Annotated in this window: 12 protein-coding genes; 9 read left to right on the plus strand and 3 right to left on the minus strand. The window is 69.4% G+C overall.

All coding sequences use genetic code 11. The features are described 5' to 3' along the window. Positions 1-301 precede the first annotated feature (301 nt). Together ACGFNK_RS30645 and ACGFNK_RS30650 are read right to left on the minus strand one after the other, a co-directional pair. The gene (locus ACGFNK_RS30645; protein WP_393421268.1) at positions 302-1,654 is read right to left on the minus strand and encodes a M1 family metallopeptidase; all 1,353 of its coding nucleotides are present in this window, start codon (positions 1,652-1,654) and stop codon (positions 302-304) included. Between the two features lie 89 nt (positions 1,655-1,743). Next, complete coding sequence (locus ACGFNK_RS30650; RefSeq protein WP_393421080.1) at positions 1,744-5,619, minus strand: Pls/PosA family non-ribosomal peptide synthetase; 3,876 nt, start codon at positions 5,617-5,619, stop codon at positions 1,744-1,746. 364 nt (positions 5,620-5,983) lie between these two features. Between ACGFNK_RS30650 and ACGFNK_RS30655 the strand changes: the two genes are divergently transcribed. Continuing rightward, on the plus strand, positions 5,984-6,679 hold the full coding sequence (locus tag ACGFNK_RS30655; RefSeq protein ID WP_393421082.1) for a DUF2637 domain-containing protein: 696 nt from the start codon (positions 5,984-5,986) through the stop codon (positions 6,677-6,679). 677 nt (positions 6,680-7,356) lie between these two features. Beyond that, positions 7,357-8,037 carry a TetR/AcrR family transcriptional regulator gene (locus tag ACGFNK_RS30660; protein ID WP_393421270.1) on the plus strand — a complete coding sequence of 227 codons (681 nt, stop codon included), beginning with the start codon at positions 7,357-7,359 and terminating at the stop codon, positions 8,035-8,037. Between the two features lie 121 nt (positions 8,038-8,158). Here the strand turns inward: ACGFNK_RS30660 and ACGFNK_RS30665 are convergent, their stop codons facing one another. Then, positions 8,159-9,007, minus strand: coding sequence for a hypothetical protein (locus ACGFNK_RS30665; protein ID WP_393421084.1), 849 nt, complete (start codon positions 9,005-9,007; stop codon positions 8,159-8,161). A gap of 552 nt (positions 9,008-9,559) precedes the next feature. Here ACGFNK_RS30665 and ACGFNK_RS30670 point away from each other — a divergent pair. The 7 genes from ACGFNK_RS30670 to ACGFNK_RS30700 all read left to right on the plus strand — a co-directional run bounded on the left by ACGFNK_RS30670 (position 9,560) and on the right by ACGFNK_RS30700 (position 16,611). Continuing rightward, complete coding sequence (locus ACGFNK_RS30670) at positions 9,560-10,225, plus strand: TetR/AcrR family transcriptional regulator (RefSeq protein ID WP_393421271.1); 666 nt, start codon at positions 9,560-9,562, stop codon at positions 10,223-10,225. 339 nt (positions 10,226-10,564) lie between these two features. Then, entirely contained in the window at positions 10,565-11,956 is a 1,392-nt protein-coding gene (glnT, locus tag ACGFNK_RS30675) for a type III glutamate--ammonia ligase (protein ID WP_386344417.1), read from the plus strand. A gap of 13 nt (positions 11,957-11,969) precedes the next feature. Then, the gene (locus ACGFNK_RS30680; protein WP_393421086.1) at positions 11,970-12,830 is read left to right on the plus strand and encodes a creatininase family protein; all 861 of its coding nucleotides are present in this window, start codon (positions 11,970-11,972) and stop codon (positions 12,828-12,830) included. A gap of 58 nt (positions 12,831-12,888) precedes the next feature. Then, the gene (locus ACGFNK_RS30685) at positions 12,889-13,911 is read left to right on the plus strand and encodes an ABC transporter substrate-binding protein (RefSeq protein WP_393421088.1); all 1,023 of its coding nucleotides are present in this window, start codon (positions 12,889-12,891) and stop codon (positions 13,909-13,911) included. Next, the gene (locus ACGFNK_RS30690; RefSeq protein ID WP_393421090.1) at positions 13,908-14,798 is read left to right on the plus strand and encodes an ABC transporter permease; all 891 of its coding nucleotides are present in this window, start codon (positions 13,908-13,910) and stop codon (positions 14,796-14,798) included. Before ACGFNK_RS30685 ends, ACGFNK_RS30690 begins: the two co-directional genes overlap by 4 nt. Further along, positions 14,786-15,574, plus strand: a complete 789-nt coding sequence (locus ACGFNK_RS30695; RefSeq protein ID WP_393421092.1) for an ABC transporter ATP-binding protein — start codon at positions 14,786-14,788, stop codon at positions 15,572-15,574. Before ACGFNK_RS30690 ends, ACGFNK_RS30695 begins: the two co-directional genes overlap by 13 nt. A 212-nt stretch (positions 15,575-15,786) precedes the next feature. Then, positions 15,787-16,611: an N-acyl homoserine lactonase family protein gene (locus ACGFNK_RS30700; protein WP_393421094.1), complete on the plus strand. Its 825-nt coding sequence runs from the start codon at positions 15,787-15,789 to the stop codon at positions 16,609-16,611. The last annotated feature ends 32 nt before the right edge of the window (positions 16,612-16,643 follow it).

Raw genomic sequence — 16,643 nt, forward strand, 5'->3', positions numbered from 1 at the left:
GGGCGCTCCCGGAACCGTCAGCCATCATGTTCACCAGCCACGACGAAACCGGCTCCCTCCCACCGGCGGGAGGGGACGTGGGCCGGTGCGTCGTATGCCCGTCGCGTAGGTTCTGTCTCGGCCCACCCGCGCCCTGTATCAGCAAAGGGCCGTATGCCCTGTTGGCGACGGGCTGACGCACCGGCCCACGGCCCCGACCCACCACGAACCCAAGGGGCGCGGGGAACTGCGCGACCAGCCACAACGAACCCGCGGTCGACAACGAACCCAACCGTCCAACCGCCGGAGGCAACCGGTGCGCTCACGTAGTGGGCGGATAAGGCGGCCGAGCCGGAATCGCCACGCCGGAGGCGGACGGCAGCGGCGGCAGCGCCGTCTCGTGCAGCCAGGCGGAGAACAGATCGTCCAGCGAATCGGACGCATACCGCGCAACGTGCCGCGTGAACGCCTCCGTCGTCACCGCACCGCCCCGATGCAGCGCCGCCCACGCGCGCAGCATCCGGAAGAACGCCTCGTCACCCAGCGCGCAGCGCACCGCATGCAGCACCAGCCCGCCCCGCTCGTAAAGCCGGTCGTCGAACATCAACTTGCGCCCCGGGTCCGCCAGTTGAAGATCCTGCGGCAGAGAGGCCAGCTTCCGGTGCGCCAAAGCGGCCAGCGCCTGCGCACTGCGCCCGCCCGACCGCTCCGACCAGAGCCACTCCGCGTACTTCGCGAACCCTTCGTTCAGCCAGATGTGCCGCCAGTCGGCGATGCTCACACTGTTGCCGAACCACTGGTGGGCCAGCTCGTGCGCGACAAGACGCTCCGAACCCCGTGCCCCGTCCACGTGGTTGGCGCCGAACAGGGACAACCCCTGCGCCTCCACGGGGACGTCCAGTTCCTCCTCGGTGACGACGACCGCGTACTCACCGAACGGATACGGGCCGAAGACCTCCTCGAACAGCTCCATCATCGCGGGCTGCCGTGCGAAGTCCCGGGAGAACGGGGTGAGCAGATGAGCCGGGATGTGCCCGGCCTGCGGCACACCGCCGAGGCCGGGGTCGCCGAGCAGCACCGTCTGGTACTTGCCGATGGACAGCCCGACCAGGTAGCTGGAGGTGGGCGCCGACTGCTCGTAGACCCAGGTGGTCGTCGAGGCCTTGGTCGTCCGGGTCAGCAGCCGGCCGCCCGCCACGACCGAGTACGCGGACGGCGTGGTGATCGACAGCTGGTACGAGGCCTTGTCGGCGGGCCGGTCGTTGCACGGGTACCAGGACGGCGCCCCGACCGGCTGGCTGGCCACCAGCGCCCCGTCCTCCAGCTCCTCCCAGCCGAGCCCGCCCCAGGGGCTGCGTACCGGCTTGGGATTGCCCGACCAGTGCACCTCCACCGTGAAGGCGGCCCCGGCCCGGATCGGCTTCGCCGGGCGGATGCGGAGCCGGCCGCCGCGGTGCGTGTAGTGAGGCGCCCGGCCGTCGACCCGGACCCGGCCCACCTTGAAGTCGGCGAGGTTCAGCAGGAACTCGGCGAGCGGTGCCCGGCCGGCTATGGCGTTGAGCCGGGCGGTGCCGGACAGCCGGTTGGGGCCGGGTCGGTAGTCCAGGGCGAGTTCGTACCGGTGCACCCGGTAGCGGACGTCCCCGTTCGCCGGGAAGTACGGGTCCGCTCCCACTGTCCGCTGAACCACTGCTGTGTCCGCTCCCTGCCCTGTGCTCGTACGACATGCCGGTGCCCCCGCCCCGGGCGCCGTACGGGCCGCGCCTAGGAACGCCATGCTTCGATCGGGTTGCCCAGCCAACGGGTGTCGTCGGGAACGGATTCCGCCGCCATGACGAGGGATGCGGGTCCCAGTGTGCTGCGCGCCCCGACGGTGCTGCCGGGCAGAACGATTCCGCCCGGGCCCAGGGTGGCGCCCTCACGGAGGACCACAGTATCCGTCCGCAAGATCCGGTCGTGGAAGAGGTGGGTCTGCAGGACGCAGCCGCGGTTCACGGTGGCGGCGTCCTCAAGGGTCACCAGGTCCGTCTCGGGCAGCCAGTAGCTCTCCACCCACACGCCCTTGCCGATCCGGGCGCCGAGCCCGCGCAGCCACAGCGACATCACCGGCGTACCGGGCACGGAACCGGCCAGCCACGGCACGGCCACCACCTCGACGAAGGTGTCGGCCAGCTCGTTGCGCCACACGAAGCCGCTCCACAGCGGGTGCTCACCGGTCCGGTGCCGGCCCACGAGCAGCCACTTCGCGACGATCGACAGCACCGCGGCAACTGCACCGGCAGCCAGCAGCACCACACCGGCGAGAGCCCAGGCCCATGCCCCCAGCACGCTCAGCGCGGCCACCGTCAGCACGGCCAGCGCGGCCGAGCAGAACACCGGGACGATCCGGCACAGTTCGACGAGCGCGCGCGCCCACAGCAGCCGGGCGGGCGGGTCGTACGTACGGCTCTGATCGCCGTCACTCGTCGCCCGCGGCAGCTTCACCGGGGGCAGCCCCAGATACGAGCTGCCCTTCTTCGCCTTCTTCGGCGTCGCGGAAAGGACGCCGACCAGGCCGCCGTCCGGCACCGAGCGGCCCGGCGCGGTCATCCCGGAGTTGCCGAGGAAGGCGCGGCGGCCGATCTCCGCCCGCCCGATCCGCATCCAGCCGCCCCCGAGCTCGTACGGAGCGGTCAGTGTGTCGTCGGCGAGGAACGCGCCCTCGCCGACGGTCGTGAGGCTGGGCAGCGCGAGGACGGTGGACACTTCGGCGCCCCGCCCGATCTTCATCCCGAGCAGCCGCAGCCACACCGGCGTGACCAGCCCGGCGTACAGCGGGAACAGCGTCTCGCGGGAGCGGTCCATCAGCTGCGTGACCGTCCAGGCCTGCCAGCCGATCCTGCTGTGCGTGGGATGCGTGCCCGGACGCAGGCGCAGACTGAGCAGCCGTACGGAGATCAGCAGGAGCAGCGCGTATGCGAAGCCGAAGGTCAGCGTCGCCGGCACGAGCGCGAGCGCGGCGCCCCGCAGTGCCCCGCCGAGCCCGGCGTCCGGTGAGACGAAGAGGCTCGCCACGAGGAGAGCGGCAAGGCCCGCGACCAGCGGCAGGGCGTTCAGGGCGAATCCGGTCGCGCCGTACATGACGCGCCAGTACGTCCCCTTCTGCGGGCGCTCCTTGGGCCAGTCCCGCTTCGCCTTGCCGAGCTTGACGGCGGGAGCGCCCGCCCAGCGCTGACCGGTGGGGATGTGCCCCGAGACGGCGGAACCGGGGGCCACCTCGGCCCGCTTGCCGACGCGGGCGCCCGGGAAGAGCATGCCGCGGGTGCCGACCACCGCGCCGGCGCCCACCTTGACGGTGCCGATCTCCAGGCGGTCGCCGTCCAGCCAGTGCCCGGACAGGTCCACCTCGGACTCGACGGCGGCACCGCGGCCGAGCTTGAGCATGCCGGTCACCGGCGGCAGCGCGTGCAGATCCACATCGGGGCCGATCTTGGCGCCGAGCGCCCGCGCGTACCGCTCCAGCCAGGATCCGGTCAGCGCGGTCGCACCGCTGAACTCGGCGAGCCGCTCCGCCGTCCACAGCCGCAGATGCACGCTCCCGCCGCGGGGATACCGGCCGGGCTTCACTCCGCGCAGGAGCAGCCGGGCGCCGCCCGCGGCGATCGCGAGGCGCCCGGGCGGACTGAAGAACAGCGCCGCTCCGGCGGCGACGGCCCACCACGAAGTCTGAGGGGCCCAGGGGTACGCGCCGAACCAGTGCAGGACGTTGGCGAGCGCGGCCAGCGCCACCGTCCAGCGCAGCCCGAGGATCGTGAACAGAGGGATGAGCAGAAGCAGTTGAACGACCTTGGCCCGCAGCGGCACCGGCGCGATCTCGCGGGCGGCACCGTCGCCCTGCGCGGACTTCTCCAGATGCCGGGCCAGCTTGCGCAGCACGGGGTGCTGATAGAGGTCGACCACGGCGGCGCTGGGGTAGCGGGTACGCAGCCTGGTGGTGAGCTGGGCGGCGGCCAGGCTGCTTCCGCCGATCGCGAAGAAGTCGTCCCGCGCGCCGCCCACCGGGATGCCGAGCACCTCGCTCCACTGCTCGGCGAGCCAGGCCTCGGTGCCGTACAGCTGCTCGGTGGGACCACCGGTCTCCAGGCCTTCGAGCGGCCACGGCAGCGCGTTCCGGTCGACCTTGCCGGACGTACGCGTCGGCAGCTCGTCGACGGGCGCGAGCAACGGCACCAGGGCCGCGGGCAGTTCGGCACGCAGCTTCTTGACGGCACTCGCGTGGTCCCAGCCGTCCTGCGTCACCACATAGCCGACGAGTAGCTGGTTGCCGCTGCGCGCGCTGCGAACGGCGGCAGCCGCGCCCTGGACACCCGGGAGGGCCTGCAGCGCGGCGTCCACCTCGCCCAGCTCGATCCGCCGCCCGCCGAGCTTGATCTGTTCGTCGGCCCGCCCGAGGAAGACCAGCCCCTCCGGCTCGGCCTTGACCAGGTCACCGCTGCGGTACGCACGCTTCCAGCCCAACGACTCCAGCGGGGCGTACTTCTCCGCGTCCTTCTCCGGGTCGAGATAGCGGGCAAGGCCCACCCCGCCGATCACCAGCTCACCGCTGCCGCCCATCGGCACCGGCTCCCCGGCCTCGTCGACGACAGCCAGTTCCCAGCCGTTCAGCGGCAGCCCGATCCGGATCGGCTCCTCGCCGTTCATCAGCGAGGCGCAGGCGACGACGGTGGCCTCGGTCGGCCCGTACGTGTTCCAGACCTCGCGTCCCTCGGTCACGAGCCGCTGGACGAGCTCGGGCGGGCAGGCCTCGCCGCCGAAGATCAGCAGCCGGACGTCGTTGAGGGCCTCCGGCTCCCACAGGGCGGCCAGCGTCGGCACCGTGGACACCACGGTGATCTCCTGCTCCACCAGCCAGGGCCCGAGATCGGCACCGCTGCGCACCTGGGAACGCGGCACGGGTACCAGACAGGCCCCGTACCGCCAGGCCAGCCACATCTCCTCGCAGGAGGCGTCGAAGGCGACGGACAGCCCCGCCATGACCCGGTCGCCGGGCCCGATCGGCTCCTCGGTGAGGAACAGCCCGGCCTCGGCGTCCACGAAGGCGGTGGCGCTGCGGTGACTGACGGCGACGCCCTTGGGCTTCCCGGTCGAGCCGGAGGTGAAGATGATCCAGGCGTCGTGCTCGGTACCGGGCCGCGCGGCGGGCGTCTCGCTCTTCTCACCGACGGTCAGCTCGTGCCCGGCCCCGACGACTGCCCGCACTCCAGCCTCGCCGAACACCAACTCGGCGCGCTCGTCGGGGTCCTCGGCGTCCACGGGCACATAGGCGGCGCCTGCGGCCAGTACGGCGAGGATGGCGACGTACAGGTCATTGGTCCCGGAGGGGACGCGTACGCCGACCCGGTCGCCGAGGCCGACCCCGGCGGTGCTCAGGCGTTGCCGCAGGTTATCGACCTCGACGGCCAGCGCCCGGTACGTCAGAGGGCGGGTCCCGTCGTCCAGAGCCAGCTCGTCCGGATACGAGCGGACGGAGGCCTCGAAGACGTCGACAAGGGTGCGGGGAGAGGCCGCGGGACCCGCGGAGAAACGTGCCGTATCGCCGAACTGTTCGCGGATCTCTGCGTCGAGCACACCGAGAGCACTGCTCTCGTGTATGGCTGCCATCGCGTCCTCGCCTCTCGTTCCCGGAAACCTCCGGGGCGCTGGCGGGCCCGCAGGTCTGCCTGGGGTTGTCCGGCTCCAGCTCCGTAACAAGCCGGAAATCTTAGTACGACTCTGGACTCACCCCTTACGAGCGGCGATACGGGAGGTCCGTTCGGGGTTGCCCATCGAAGGTCCTCGCACGCCGTGACCTCGTGATCTGCCCCTCGGACGAGAGATCGACCACACATCGACCGGGGCCGGAGATCCGATGAGTAACTAAGCACATCAATATGGGTACATTGCTTTTAAATTGGGCGTATCCAGCTAATTTTCCCCTCGTTGGGGAGTGCATGGCGACGATGAGCCCGCAGGGCACGGTGACGGCATGAGCGGTTACTGGCCCCAGCCCGAGGACGGGTTGGACAGCACTGGATATCAGTCGGGCTCCTTCGGAGCGGACGTGCTCGACCCCACGGTCCCCGAAGGCCTGCACACCGAGTGGGACTTCGACCAGGACCTGACCAGGCTGCTCCAGACCGGTGCCCCCGCCGCACCCGTCTCCACGGCGCCCCCGATCCCGCGCAAGCGCGGTGCCCGCCGGCGGCCCAACAGGCTGGTGCGGTGCGCCCGTTGGTTCCAGAGGCCGTGGCTGAAGGTGCTGAGCCTGTCCATCGCGGCGCTGACCGCGGTGATCGTGGGCATGGTGAGCGTGCTGGGCGCGCTGGTCGCCTACGACCCGCTGCGCCGGGTGGCGGCCCCGGGGGCCCATGGGCTGGCCGCATGGTGGCCGCTGCTGGTCTACGGGCCGTGGCTGGTGGCCTCGTTGTCCATTCTGAGGGCCGCGCTGCACCGCCGCCGCGCCGCGCACTCCTGGGCCGTGGTGCTGCTCTTCTCCGCCGTCGCGATGTGCCTGTGCGTCGCCCACGCTCCCAAGGCGCCGATCGCGATGGCGGTGGCGGCCCTTCCACCGGTCACCGCCCTGCTCTCCTTCCAGCAGCTCGTCCGCCAGCTCACGCTCACCACCCCCGCCAAGCCGGTCGTGCCCCGCCAGCGGCGCGCCAGGCGGCACGCCACCGGCTGACCTGCGCAGCCGTGGCAGGGGAATTCATGGCAGCCTCGTCCTCGCCGTCGCCGGACTGCTGAGGGGGCGGCCTGCGACGACCTACTGGGCCTCCGCCGAGTACCTCCAGTCCACGTTCGACGTGGCCTGCCTGGGCAGAACGTTCGACGTGGCCTACCTGGGTAGAAGGGAGGCAGTACCCGAGGTGAGGATGGACGCGATGTACAGGATTCCTCGCTGGGTCGTCCAGGCGATCGGCCTGCTCGCCACGCTGGCGATACTGCTGTGGCTGGCGACCCTGTTGGTGGAGAACTTCTGAGGCAGCAGCTCGGGCTGCGAGTGACGCAGACCCAAGCAACGCGACGGTGCCGGCCGAGAGTCGGCCGACACCAGGGGACGTACTGTGCGCGTCCGAGGACCGACACGACCACTACGCCTGCGCTCTGGCGCGGCGGACTCGGCTGCTGGTTTTCTCCAGCGTGATGACCGTGGCGCTGAACGTGACAGATCCGCCGCTCGCCGGCCAGATGGGCATGGCGTCCTTTGGCGCGGTCGGACCGCTGTTGCTGGTCGGCTGGTCCGAGTTCGGACCGGGTCTGCTGCAGTCCATCCCGTATGGCGGCTTCGGGCCGATCGCCCGACCGTTCCACACCCCTCACCGCGGCTCGGCGCCTCGGCGCGTGTGCGACGATCCTTCGGTGACCACCACGGGACACGGGCGTGTCGGGCGGCCGCGCGCCGCCAAACGGGCGGACAGCGGGCTTTCCGCCCGCGATGAGCTTCTTGCAGCGGCAGCCGAACTCTTCATCGCCCTTGGCTACGCGGCGACGACCACCCGTGCGGTGGCCGAAAGGGCCGGCATGCGGCAGGCGTCCATGTACCACCACTTCGGCGGCAAGGAGGACCTCCTCGCCGAGTTGCTGGAAGCCACCGTCCGGCCGTCCCTCGACGTCGCCCGCATGCTCGCCGCCCCCGACGAAGGGCCCGGCGAGGTCCGTCTGTGGGCGCTGTGCCGCGCGGACGTCGCCCTCCTGTGCGGCGGCCCGCACAACCTCGGTGCCCTCTACTTCCTCCCGGAGGTGGGCGCCGAGCGCTTCGCGGACTTCCGGGCCTTGCGCTGCGAGCTCAAGGCCGCCTACGGGCGGTTGCTCGCGGCGACCGGCCCCGGCGCCGAACTCCCGCCCGAGGAGCTGGAGATCCGCGCCGACCTGGTCTTCGGTCTCATCGAGGGCGTCATCCTCATCCGCCGTGAGGCGCCGCACCGTGACGTCGTCACCTTCGCTGCCGCCACAGCCGACGCGGCCCTGCGGGTGGCCGGCTGCCCTGAGCACGTCCTGCCCAAACTCCGGCGGGAAGGCGAAGCGCTTCTGTCCCTCTGACCGTGAGGGGCCGCCCGAACTGCCGGTTCGCGCCGTAAGTGCGGTGCTCGAAGTACTCCGGCCCGGGGTGTCCTCGACTGCGGCAGGAGAAAGAGGGCTGCGACCGTCGTCGGTGTGTTCTCTAGCACGGCCCTCTCGCCGCGAGGAGAGACCCCGGCCCCTCACAAGCGGCGATCTCCCAGACCAGTGGGACGACAGTGCCGCCGGCGTCGACGTCCTGCACACACAGACAGTCCTTTCCGTCCGTGGTGGGCAGCATCGGAAAGGGGCGCCCCTCGCGATGCGGCAGCGTGGAGCGCAGGACCTGCCAACGCCCGTCCGCCACCCGGCCCAGCGAGACCTCACAGTCGAGCAGCTCTCGCGCCCTGGCGAGCGAGGCGGCTCCGAGTACTCGGTCCGCAAGGCTCTCGGTGCCGGTCAAAGGCTCGCGGCGGTCGCGGGCGTACAGGAACCACGAACCCACCCGGACGAGTATTCCGGCCAGGCCATCGAGCCGTCCGTGCAGCCGGGCGGCCGCGGTGTCGGTGCGGTCTCGTTCCTCCGCCTGCCAGTGCTCACGGTAGGCCACGTACCGCCCCTCCTCGACGATGACGCCGTCGGCCGGGTGCGGACTCGCTCGATCCACAAGGGCGCCGTCCGCCGTGTTGAGACTCCCCACGTCGGGAAAAGGGCCGGGGGGTTGGAAGTCGATCTCGCGATGCCAGGTGAACAAGCCGTCGCCGTACTGCAACTCGCCGGCGAACGCCTCCTGGGCGGCGAGCGAGAGAAGGTGATCCTGACCCAGGTGGTGCAGACCCAGCACCCCGCGGTGGCGGGGATACCCCGGGGGCTGGCGCAGGTCGCCGTAGAGCGAGGATCCCTGGACCCAGGTGACGTTGGTCTCCGCGTCGCGGGTTCCGTCCGGCCGGACGAGCAGTGCACGCTGCCACACGCCGACCAGGGCGTCGGCGGCGGGGCGGTACTCGGGCATGGGTCCTCCTGTCATGCGGGGCACCAATGCCGGGGCGGGGACCGGACGTGCGGGGGGTGCGGGGGCGGGCACGGCGTACACAGTGCCCGGCCGCGCGGCGGGGGCGGTGAGGATGCGCGCGTGAAGCCCCGCGAGCCGCGGTCGGCAGGCGTCAGAGAGCAAACAGCCTGGATGTTGCGCTCACGGCAACGCAGGGTTACGGATCTGCCGGCCACGTGCCCCCACAACTGCGAGCCGCGCCCCCTCAGTCCCTCAAAGGCCGACATCAGGCACCGAAACGTGAGCTTCACACCGCACAGGTACTATGCCGGACGTAGGGGCGTTGAGATCACCGTCGGAGCCGGGGACAGCACAGATGTCCTCCTCCGGAGCTCCGCCTCCGACCCGAGCTGTACGTGATCTCGGTGCGCTGGTGTGTCGCGGACCGACCTGCTGGGAGAGGCGTAATTGAAGCCGGAGAGTGACGACGGGGCAGGTGCGGCGGCCGGTGGTGGACGCCGCGTCGGGCGGCCACGAACCTCCGGTCCGTCGCCGGACGCTCCGCCCCGCGATGTGATCGTCGCCGTCGCGGCGCGGTTGTTCGCCGAGAAGGGGTACTCCGGAACGACCATGACGGCGATCGCGCGGGCAGCGGGGCTGAAGCAGCAGTCGCTCTACTACTGGTTCCCGCGCAAGGAGCAGGTCCTTCAGGCCACTCTCGCCGTCAACCGGGTGTCTCTCGACTTCATCGACCGCCTGCAATCCGTCCCGGACTCTCCGGCGCTCAAGCTGTACCGCCTGGTGCGATACGACACGCTGCAGCTCTGTCTGTCCCCGGTGGATTTCAACGAGATCGAACAGCTCGCTGCGAAGCAGCCCGACGACTTCGCCGGCTTCTGGCGTGACTACGATCGCCTCGTGCGGTGGGTGGTGGCATTCATCGAGGACGGTGTCGCACAGGGGCAGTTGCTGCCCGTCGATGTAGAGCTCACCGCACTCGGTCTGCTGACTTTCGACGAAGGCATGCAGAAGCGCTTTCGGCATCGCGCCCAGCACCGTCTCGACTCGGAGATCCCCTTCCGCTACGGGGACTACAGCGCCGTCGACTATGCGGACTTCGTCGCCGTGACATCAATCCGGTCGCTGCTTGCGCAACCTGGTGAAGTCCGGACCATTCAGCAGCAGGCGGCACGGTACGAGGACTCCCCTCCGCCGGACGGCCGCCGCGCCGAAGCCTGACAGCAGGCAGGGGTTACAGGAGCCACCTGTCACAGGGAGCGCGACGCCGCGGCCCTGCGAGGCGGTCGCGTCTTCTCAGCACTGTTTGCCCAACACGCCCAGAAGTGCGCAGAACCGCACTCATGACGGTGTGCCCTGCCCTGGCACCCATGTCCGCTGCCGACGGCTGCCGACTCAGCGGAAAATCGATACGCCACAGAAACTCACCGGAAACCGCCTGTCCGTACGTTTCCGGCCACGAGATGAACGATCGGCCATTTCGGATTCCTCCTCTCCCCCCCGCAGGTCACCGTGCACAGCTGCGACCCGTGACCCGCTACCGAAGGGCATCAGGCAGACGTGGACATCACTCTCACCACCAAGCGCCAACCCTTGGCGTACGGCGATCAGCCGGTTGACGTCAGCACAGTGCGCTCGGAGCTGGCCGGGGCGGGCGTCCGATACGCCGCCATCAGCTTCGTGGACATGCACGGGAAGCCGAAGGCGAAGGTCGTCCCGCTCGGCCATCTGGACGGTGCCGCGTCCGGCTCCGAACTCTTCACCGGGGCAGCGCTTGACGGGGTGCCTCAGGAGGTCAACGACGACGAGGTCGCTGCGGTGCCCGACCTGGCGCGCGGTATCGCCGTGCCTTGGCAGCAGGACATCACATGGTTCCCGAGCGATCTGTGGTTGAACGGCGCGACGTTCGAGGCGTGCAGCCGCCAGATCCTGAAGCGGTCACAGGCGCGGGCCGCCGAACTCGGCTTCGTGTGCAACCTGGGAATAGAGACCGAGTTCTTCATCCTGCGAGACGGCGAGAACGGTCCGGAACCCATCGAGGAGTCCGATTCCCTTGCCAAGCCCTGCTATGACCTGCGAACCCTGTTGCGGTCCTTCCCGGTCGTCGACGAACTCGTCACCGCCATGAACGCCCTCGGCTGGGGCGTGTACTCCTTCGATCACGAGGACGGCAACGGCCAGTTCGAGATCGACTTCGCCTACACCGACGCACTCGGCATGGCCGATCGCCTCACCTTCTTCAAGCTCATGCTGGGCGAGATCACGCGCCGCCACGGTGTCTACGGGACGTTCATGCCGAAGCCGTTCGCCAATCAGACCGGCAGCGGCGCCCACATGAACATGTCGCTGGCAGACGGAGAGGGAACGAACCTCTTCGAGGAACCCGCCGATCCTCGCGGCTGCGGACTCTCCACGCTCGGATACCAGTTCATCGCCGGCGTCCTTCGCCATGCCAGAAGCATCAGCGCCGTGATCGCTCCCACCGTCAACAGCTACAAGCGCCTGGTCAAGTCGGGCAGTCTGTCCGGATTCACCTGGGCCCCGGTGTTCGCCGCCTACGGCGACAACAACCGTACGAACATGCTGCGGATCCCCATGGGCGGCGGGAGGGTCGAGTGCCGGGCCGCGGACGCGGCGATGAATCCGTATCTGGCCACCGCCCTGGTACTCGCAGCCGGGCTGGAGGGCATCCGGGAGGAACTCGACCCCGGCCTGCCCAACACGGACAACCTGTACCTGCTGTCCGAGACGGAACTGTCGGCACGCGGCATCTCCTCGCTTCCGCGCAACCTGCTGGAAGCCATGGAGGCCTTTCAGGAGGACCCACTGTGCCAGGAGGTGATGGGCCCTCAGATGCATGCGGCATTCGTCCAGGAGAAGCTTCGGGAGTGGGAGGAGTATCACGCCCACATATCCCAGTGGGAACGCGACCGCTACCTGAAGTTCTTCTGACGGCGCCGGGCCAATGGAGACATCGGACGACGCCATGGACGCCGTGACATCGTGGGAGAACCTGACAGGTCCGGCCATCGGCGACCTGCTCGCTGCGGACCCCGACCATGTCGCGTTGATACCGGTCGGCGCGACCGAGCAGCACGGGCCCCATCTGCCGACCGCAACCGACACGATCATCGCGCAGGCCATCTGCGACCGGGTGAGCGCGGCCACCGGCGCGCTCGTGCTGCCCGCCATCAGCATCGGAGTCAGCAGGTGGCACGGCACGCAGTTTCCGGGAACGCTGTCACTCACCCCGGACACGCTGCGCGCGATCGTCGAGGCCTACGCCGAGTGGGCGAGTCATTCCGGGATCCGGCGAATCCTCCTGGTCAACGGCCACGTGGGCAACACCGCGGTACTGCGAGTGGCCATCGACGACATCCGTTGCAGTCGACCGGACCTGTACATCGGGCTGCGCGAATGGTGGACGACCGATCCGACCGTGGCCGCGGAGGTCAGTGCCGATGCGGCGGACTGGCACGGAAACCGGGCCGAGACCTCGCTGATGTACGTACTCGCCCCGCACCTCGTGGACCAGGAGGCAGCGAGCGGTGCCGACGACCCCGACCGCACCGCGGACCTGGTCTTCAGCCACCCCGCCGGACACGTCACCCGTAACGGCGTGACGGGCCGTCCCTCGGAGGCGTCGGCCGCGCTCGGCCGGACGCTCCTGGCAAGGGTGGTCGGCGCGCTCGTCCAGACCGTCGAACGTGGCCGGTTGGAGTCGCCGCCGCTGGCCGGAGCGACAGCCCCACCATCCACTTCGTCTCCCGCACAGCCGCCCCCGCCACGGCCGGTCCGAGCGGTTCATCCATCCGGCACACCGTAATTCGGTCCGCTCAGGTCCACACAGCACCACAACGCGAAGCTAAGAAAGGAACAGCGCGATGAAGAGAAGAACGCTCATCCAGGCGGCTCTGGGCCTCGGCCTTGCCGCCGCCTCACCTACCCTGGCGGCCTGCGGCTCGGCCGAATCGGACACGTCCGACGACAGCGGCGGCAAGAAGATCACCCTCGGATTCAGCGCCTGGCCGGGGTGGTTCCCCTGGCAGGTGGCCGACGAAAAGGGGCTGTTCGCCAAGAACGGCATCCAGGTGGAACTGAAGTACTTCGACAGCTACACCGACAGCCTCAACGCGATGGCCACCGGCAGCATCAACGCCAACAGCCAGACCCTCAACGACACCCTCGCCTCGGTGGCCGGCGGGTCTCAGCAGACCATCGTGCTGACCAATGACAACTCCACCGGCAACGACGCGATCATCGCCCGTGAGGGTATCGACACCGTCGCTGATCTCAAGGGCAAGACGGTCGCCGCGGAACAGGGCACCGTCGACCACTTCCTGCTGCTCCTGGCGCTGGAGAAGGCCGGACTGTCCGAGAAGGACGTGAACTTCAAACCCCTTCCCACCGACGCCGCCGCGGCGGCGTTCGCCGCGGGGAAGGTCGACGCCGTGGGAGTGTTCGCGCCGTTCACCACGACGGCGCTGAAGCTCAAGGGCAGCAAGGTGATCGCCTCGTCCAAGGACTTCCCCGGTTCCATCCCCGACCACACCGTCGTCTCACCCGAACTGGCCAAGAACAGCCCCAAGACGGTCCAGGCGCTGGTGGACACATGGTTCGAGACGCTCGGCTGGATCACGGCTCACCACGACGAGGCCGTGGCCATCATGGCCAAGCGAGGCGGGGTGAGTGTCGCCGACTACGAGGCCTACGACGAGGGCACGACGCTGTTCGACACCAAGGCCAACATCGAGGCATTCACCCCCGGCAGCGCCGACGCCAACCTCGATTACCAGGCCAAGAAGATCGCCGACTTCCTGGTCAGCAGCAAGCTGGTCGACACGGCGCCGAAGCTGGACGGGCTGCTCGACCCGACCTTCATCAAGAAGGCGAGCGCCGCAGGATGAGCCCTGCCGAAGGACTCACCTCCACCGCACGGACCCGGAATCTCACCCAGGAAACGCGCGGCCGCTCCGACTGGCCTGAACTGCCCATCCGTCCCGCACCATCGGCTCGCAGATGGCTGGCACCGGGCCGCGAGATCTCCTCGGCGGCTCGGTGGGTGCTGCGGACCGTCTCCGTCCTGGCCCCCCTGGGGGCATGGGTGGCGTTGAGCGCGACCAAGGCGGTGGATCCCACCTTCCTGCCCTCTCCCGTCGCGGTGTGGCAGGCCGGCGTGGAGATGGCCCGCTCCGGCGAACTGCTCACCGACACCATGGCCAGCCTCCGGCGGGTGCTGTTCGGCTTCGGCCTGGCCCTGGCGATCTCGGTTCCGCTGGGCTTCGCCATGGGCGTTTGGCGATGGGCCCTCGCGCTGCTGGAGCCGGCCGTCGGGCTCGTGCGCTATTGGCCGGCCAGCGCCTTCGTCCCCCTCCTGATCATTTGGCTGGGACTGGGCGAACCGTCCAAGCTGATGGTCCTCGTCCTCGGCGTGGTGTTCTTCAACATCCTGATGGTCGCCGACGTGGTACGGCAGGTGCCGCGTCGGCTGCTGGAGGTGTCGAGCACGCTCGGTGCGGGTCCGGGCGTGCTGATCCGCAAGGTGATCCTGCCGCACGCGCTGCCCGGCATCATCGACGCTGCCCGGGTCAACGCCGCGGCAGCTTGGAACTTTCTGGTGATCGCCGAGCTCTTCGCGGCGACTTCGGGGCTCGGATACCGGATCATCCGGTCCCAGCGTTTCCTGCAGACCGACCGTATCTTCGCGGTCCTGGTCGTGATCGGAGTGATCGGCATCGTGATGGACGTGGGATTGCGGCTGCTGCGCGACAGAGTCGGGAGGTGGACGGTTTGACCTCGGGGTTGCTGCTGACCGGCGTGGTGAAGGACTTTCCGGTCACCGGCGGTACGCAGCGGGTGCTGGAGGGCATCGACATCTCCGTCACACCCGGTGAGTTCGTGTGTGTGGTGGGCGCGAGCGGGTCGGGCAAGTCCACGCTGCTTTCTCTGATCGCCGGCCTCGCGGCGCCGACGGAAGGTTCGATCACCTTGGACGAGGAGCCGGTCACAGGGCCGGGACCGGACCGGGGGCTGGTTTTCCAGACGGGAGAGCTGTTTCCCTGGCGCACGGTTGCGGGCAACGTCGGGTTCGGGCTGGAACTGCTGCGGATTCCCCGAGCCGAGCGCGCCGCACGGGTCGCCTGGTATCTGGAGGAGGTCGGTCTCACCGCCTACGCCGACACTCTGCCCGGCAAGCTGTCTGGCGGGCAGCGGCAACGGGTGGCCATCGCCCGCGCCTTGGCCTGCGAACCGCATGTCCTGCTGCTGGACGAGCCGTTCGGAGCGCTGGACGTGCAGACCAAGGAGGACATGCAGATCTTCCTCCGTAAGGTCTGGCAGGACACCGGTACAACCGTGGTCATGGTCACGCACGACGTCGAAGAAGCCGTCTTCCTGGCGCAGCGGGTGCTCGTACTCGCCAGCAACCCGGGGCGGGTGGCCTCCGAGATGGCCGTCGACCTGCCCGCGGAGCGCTCGCTCACGGACCGGCGCACCGCGGAGTTCCTCGGGATGCGCACCGTGATCGAGGACCTCGTCCGCGACCAGCACTCCTCCGTCGTGGGTGGCTGACTCCGACGTCGTGTCGTCGCTCCCGGCCGGCGGGACAGCCCGATATCGGCCATGGACCGACTCCGGGACAACTTGGCCGGCGGTGCTCCGGTGGCGAACGTGATCCCGGTCGGCGCAGGGCCGTCGGCCCCACCGCCGGGTTCATCGACCGGTGTGTACGGTCAGGTCGGCCGTGCCGAACGCCAGTCGGTGCAAGAGAAGGAGACAGAGACATGTCGAGTGGCGTACGGGAGATCGTGCTGCTCACCCTGGGCTGGGAAGATCTGCCGAAGTCGGTATCGGTGCACGGGGCGTCGCCCGAGCAGCGTCTACGCGAACCGGTTCCCGGCGTGCTGCTGCACTGCGACGGCGGCTGGCTGCTGCTGGACACCGGCTTCAACACGGCGCTGATCAACGATCCGGCGCTACGACGGCGGTTCCACGGCCGGCCGGACTTCCGGGCGATTCTGCCCGGGCCGGGAGAGCCGTTGGAGGAGGCACTGGCCAGGGCGGGCATCGGCATCGACGAGATCCATGCTGTCGGCCTGAGCCATCTGCACTACGACCACGCAGGCGGGCTGAAGCACTTCGCCGGCCGCGTACCGGTCCACGTACAGCGCAGGGAACTGGACTACGGGCTGTCCGGCTCACCCGCACCCGAGCAGCACGCGATATACCGGGTCGATTTCGACGACCCCTCGATCGACTGGCGTACCGCTGATGGTGACGCCGAGATCGCGCCGGGAGTGACTGCGGTACTCACGGCCGGGCACACTCCGGGACATCAGAGCTTCGTGGTGGATCTGGACGCGTCGGTGGGCGGTGGCGGGTTCGTCTTCGCTTTCGACGCGGCGGACTTGACGGAGAACATCGAACAGGAACTGCCTGTCGGTGGCACAGTGGACGTCGATCCGGAAGCCACCGTGGAACCGATTCGTCGGCTCAAGCGAATCGCTGCCGAGCGCGGATACCGCCTGGTCCCGGGACACGACCCGGTGGTTTGGCCGACGCTCACTTCGGAACTCGCCGCCTACTTCGCAGGAGTGCGCCGTCGCTGAGACCGGACGAGCCAAGACACCCGGGTGCGGGT

This window comes from Streptomyces sp. NPDC048825 (assembly GCF_043198355.1).
Classification (GTDB): domain Bacteria; phylum Actinomycetota; class Actinomycetes; order Streptomycetales; family Streptomycetaceae; genus Streptomyces; species Streptomyces xiangluensis.